The sequence below is a fragment of the Streptomyces phytophilus genome (assembly GCF_013870535.1).
GTDB lineage: Bacteria > Actinomycetota > Actinomycetes > Streptomycetales > Streptomycetaceae > Streptomyces > Streptomyces phytophilus.
Map to the genome: position 1 here is coordinate 1 of NZ_JACBXC010000464.1, position 4,335 is coordinate 4,335.

Consider the following 4,335-nt stretch of genomic DNA (forward strand, 5'->3'; position numbering starts at 1 on the left):
GGCCGCAGAACTCACCGGACTCGGCGCCGAGGTGGCCTTCGCCGCCTGCGACGTCGCCGACGCCGACGCCCTCGCCGGGGCGCTGGACCGGATCCCGTCGGAGCACCCGCTCACCGCCGTGGTGCACGCGGCGGGCGTACTGGACGACGCGACCGTCGGCGAGCTGACGCCCGCCCGACTCGACGCCGTGCTGCGGCCGAAGGCGGACGGCGCCTGGCACCTGCACCGGCTCACGGCGGACCGGCCGGGGGTGGCGTTCGTACTGTTCTCGTCGTTCGCGTCCGTGGTCGGCACCCCCGGTCAGGCCAACTACGCAGCCGCGAACAGCTTCCTGGACGCACTGGCCCAGCACCGCCGCGCCCGTGGTCCTGGTCAACAACGCCGGCGTGCTCCGCGACAACCTGCTCTTCAAGATGAGCGAGGACGACTGGGACACGGTCATGAACGTGCACCTGCGCGGCGCCTTCCTGATGTCCAGGGCCTGCCAGAAGCACATGGTCGACGCCGGCTTCGGCCGGATCGTCAACCTCTCCAGCAGCTCCGCGCTCGGCAACCGGGGGCAGTCCAACTACTCGGCCGCCAAGGCGGGGCTCCAGGGCTTCACCAAGACCCTGGCCCACGAGCTGGGCAAGTTCGGCGTCACCGCCAACGCCGTCGCGCCCGGCTTCATCGCCACCGACATGACCGCCCAGACCGCCGCCCGGGTCGGCATGGACTTCGCCGACTTCCAGGCCGCGGCTGCCTCCCAGATCCCCGTCCGGCGTGTCGGCCGGCCCGACGACGTCGCCGGTGCCATCGCCTTCTTCACGGGTGAGGACGCCGGCTTCGTCTCCGGCCAGGTGCTGTACGTGGCCGGCGGGCCGCTCGACTAGGGCCGGGGGACGAGGACATGACGCAGCAGGAGAGAGCCGGCGCGCCCGAGGCGGCCGACGGGGTGGCGGACAGCGGGCGGGTCGCCCTGGTCACCGGGGCCAGCCGCGGCATCGGCTACGGCATCGCGGAGGCCCTGGTGGCGCGCGGCCACCGGGTGTGCATCACCGGCCGCGGCGAGGAGGCGCTGAAGGAGGCCGTGGCCCGCCTCGGCGCCGGCCGCGCGATCGGCGTACCGGGCAAGGCCCACGACGAGGCGCACCAGGCCGAGGCGGTGGCGCGGGCCATGGAGGCGTTCGGCCGGGTGGACTACCTGGTCAACAACGCCGGTACGAACCCCGTGTTCGGCCCCATCGCGGACGTCGACCTGAACGCCGTGCGCAAGGTCTACGAGACGAACGTGCTGTCCGCCCTGGGCTTCGCCCAGCAGACGTACAAGGCGTGGCAGCGCGAGCACGGCGGCGCGATCGTCAACGTCTCCTCCGTCGCCGGGCTCTCGGCTTCGCCGTTCGTCGGCGCGTACGGCATGAGCAAGGCCGCGATGATCAACATGACACTGCAGCTCGCGCACGAGTTCGCGCCGGGGGTGCGGGTCAACGCCATCGCGCCGGGCGTGGTGAAGACGAAGTTCGCGGTCGCGCTGTACGAGGGCCGCGAGGAGGAGGCCGCCGCCGGCTATCCGCTGGGCCGGCTCGGGGTGCCCGAGGACATCGGCGGCGCCGCCGCGTTCCTCCTCTCCGACGAGGCCGGCTGGATCACCGGGCAGACGCTGGCCATCGAGGGCGGCATCTTCCTCAACGCCGGCTGGAGCTGAACCAGTAGTCACACACACCACACAGGTTCCCCCGGGTCACAGCGCCGTCCCGGGGGATCCGTGATCCACCGACCGTGGGGTAGGGTCTGCGCACCCCATCGAACAGGTGCAAGGAGGGGACAGGCACGTGTTCTTTCGGTCGGGCCCGCGGCGGGTCGCCGCGGTGCTGATACCCGTCTCGATGCTCGCCGGCTGCGGCACTCTGTCGGCATCCGGCGATGACGAGCGGCACATAGACGTGGGTACGACGAGTGCGCCCAGCACGCTCGACCCGGCAGCCGCCTGGGACGGCAGCTGGGAGCTGTACCGGAACGTCTACCAGACACTCATGCACTACGCCGGGACCAGCACGGTGCCGCAGCCCGACGCGGCCAAGAGCTGCGGCTTCACCGGCGCCGACAGCCGCACGTACCGCTGCAAGCTCCGCGAGGACCTCACCTTCTCCAACGGCAACCCGCTCGACGCCGCGGCCGTCAAGCACTCCTTCGACCGGGTGCTCGCCATCAACGCCGAGACCGGCCCCGCGGGACTGCTGGACAGCCTGGAGGAGGTCGAGACCGAAGGCGACCGGACCGTCACCTTCCACCTCAAGCGCCCCGACGCGACCTTCCCCTTCATCCTCGCCGCGCCCGCCACCTCGCTCGTCGACCCCGAGTCGTACCCGGCGGAGAAGCTGGCCGACAAGGACACCCTCGTCGGCTCCGGGCCGTACACGCTCGGGTCGTACGAGAAGGGGTCGGTCGCCGAGCTGGAGCGCAACTCGCGCTACCAGGGCGACGCGGAGCTGCGCAACGACTCCGTCAGCATCCGCTACTTCGACGACTCCGACGCGATGACCGACGCGCTCAAGAAGGGCGACATCGACGTCACGTACCGCGGGCTGCCGCCGGACCGGGTGCCGGAGCTGGAGAAGACGGCGGACGAGAAGGGCACGATCGCGCTCAGCCGGGTGGTCATGCCGGAGATCCACTACCTGGTCTTCAACCCCGCGCACGAGTACGCCGACAGCCTCGCCGTGCGGCAGGCCGTCGCCCAGGTGATCGACCGCGACGCGCTCGTACGCAAGGTCTACGGCCGCACGGCGGAGCCGCTCTACTCGATGATCCCGCGCGGCATCACCGGCCACACCACCCCGTTCTTCGACCTCTACGGCGAGCCGGACCCCGAGGCCGCGGCGGTGACGCTGCAGACGGCCGGGGTGACCGAGCCGGTGCCGCTGACGTTCTGGTTCACCACCGACCGGTACGGCTCGGTGACGGCGCGGGAGTTCGAGGAGCTGGAGCGGCAGCTGGAGGACAGCGGCCTGTTCGAGGTCACGGTCAAGGGCCGCAAGTGGGAGCAGTTCGCCGCCGCGTACAACAAGGGCGAGTACCCGGTCTTCGGCCGCGGCTGGTCTCCCGACTTCCCCGACCCGGACAACTACATCGCCCCCTTCACCGGCCAGCGCAACGCCCTGGGCACGCCGTACGAGAACGCGGAGATCACCGACGAGCTGCTGCCCGAGTCGCGCCGGAAGGCGGACCGGGCCGGGGTGAACGAGCAGTTCTCGCGGGCGCAGGACATCCTCGCCGAGGACGCCCGGCTGCTGCCGCTGTGGCAGGCCCGGCAGTACATCGCCGCGGACGACGACGTCGCCGGGGTGGAGTGGAGCCTCGACGCCTCGACGATCATGCGGATGTGGGAGCTGTACAAGAAGACCAGTTGGTAGGGGAGTTGTCAGTGCCCGGCGGTACTGTCGGCTGCGCAACGACCCACAGAACCGATCTTCTGCACCGACCGGAGGTCCCTCACCCGTGTCCCCGATGCTGCCCCCGTCCTGGCAGGACGCCCTGGGCAAGGAGCTCGAAAAGCCCTACTTCACGCGTCTGGAGTCGTTCGTCGAGGAGGAGCGCGCCCGCGGGCCGGTCTACCCGCCGGCCGAGGAGGTCTTCGCCGCCCTCGACGCCACGCCGTACGACCGCGTGAAGGTGCTCGTCCTCGGCCAGGACCCGTACCACGGGGCGGGGCAGGGGCACGGGCTGTGCTTCTCGGTGCGACCCGGGGTGCGCACTCCGCCCTCCCTGCGCAACATCTTCAAGGAGCTGCGCGACGACCTCGGCCACCCGGTCCCGGACAACGGGTATCTGATGCCGTGGGCCGAGCAGGGCGTGCTCCTGCTGAACGCGGTGCTGACGGTGCGCGAGAGCGAGGCGAACTCGCACAAGGGCCAGGGCTGGGAGGAGTTCACCGACGCGGTGATCCGCGCCGTGGCCGAGCGGCCGGACCCGGCGGTGTTCGTGCTCTGGGGGGCGTACGCGCGCAAGAAGCTGCCGCTCATCGACACCGCCCGGCACGTGGTGGTCCAGGGGGCGCACCCGTCGCCGCTGTCGGCGAAGAAGTTCTTCGGCTCGCGGCCGTTCTCGCAGATCGACGAGGCGGTGGCGGCGCAGGGGCACGCGCCGATCGACTGGCGGATCCCGGACCTGGCGGCGGGCCAGGGCTAGGACTGAGACCGGCCCGGGGGCCGGTCGCCGCGGGGTACGGGCCGGGGCGTACCTAGCGCTCGAAGTACTCCGCGCAGACCGTCGCCTCCCGGCTGCCGGGAGCCCAGCGGCCGTAGTCCCCGGCGAGGGCGCACACGTCGACGGCCCCGCCGCCGGCGGCGGTCGGTG

The 4,335-nt window shown here is 71.6% G+C and carries 3 protein-coding genes and 2 pseudogenes; all 5 read left to right on the plus strand.

The window, feature by feature from the left end; all coding sequences use genetic code 11:
• Positions 1 to 367: pseudogene (locus tag H5J30_RS37715) on the plus strand (ketoreductase domain-containing protein); the annotation flags it as partial.
• Positions 357 to 872, plus strand: a pseudogene (locus H5J30_RS19275) (SDR family oxidoreductase); the annotation flags it as partial. The pseudogenes H5J30_RS37715 and H5J30_RS19275, both read left to right, overlap by 11 nt.
• A gap of 17 nt (positions 873 to 889) precedes the next feature.
• Complete coding sequence (locus H5J30_RS19280) at positions 890 to 1,684, plus strand: SDR family oxidoreductase (RefSeq protein WP_181788660.1); 795 nt, start codon at positions 890 to 892, stop codon at positions 1,682 to 1,684.
• A 127-nt stretch (positions 1,685 to 1,811) separates the two neighbouring features.
• A complete protein-coding gene (locus H5J30_RS19285; RefSeq protein ID WP_309505577.1) occupies positions 1,812 to 3,392 on the plus strand; it encodes an ABC transporter substrate-binding protein in 1,581 nt (526 codons plus the stop codon).
• Positions 3,393 to 3,486: 94 nt separating this feature from the next.
• Complete coding sequence (gene ung / locus H5J30_RS19290; RefSeq protein WP_181788662.1) at positions 3,487 to 4,167, plus strand: uracil-DNA glycosylase; 681 nt, start codon at positions 3,487 to 3,489, stop codon at positions 4,165 to 4,167.
• Positions 4,168 to 4,335: the final 168 nt, after the last annotated feature.

Bases quoted from the DNA above. Each gene is read 5' to 3' on its own strand.
- ung (WP_181788662.1), top strand. From the start codon at position 3,487: ATGCTGCCCCCGTCCTGGCAGGACGCCCTGGGCAAGGAGCTCGAAAAG.
- H5J30_RS19280 (WP_181788660.1), top strand. From the start codon at position 890: ATGACGCAGCAGGAGAGAGCCGGCGCGCCCGAGGCGGCCGACGGGGTG.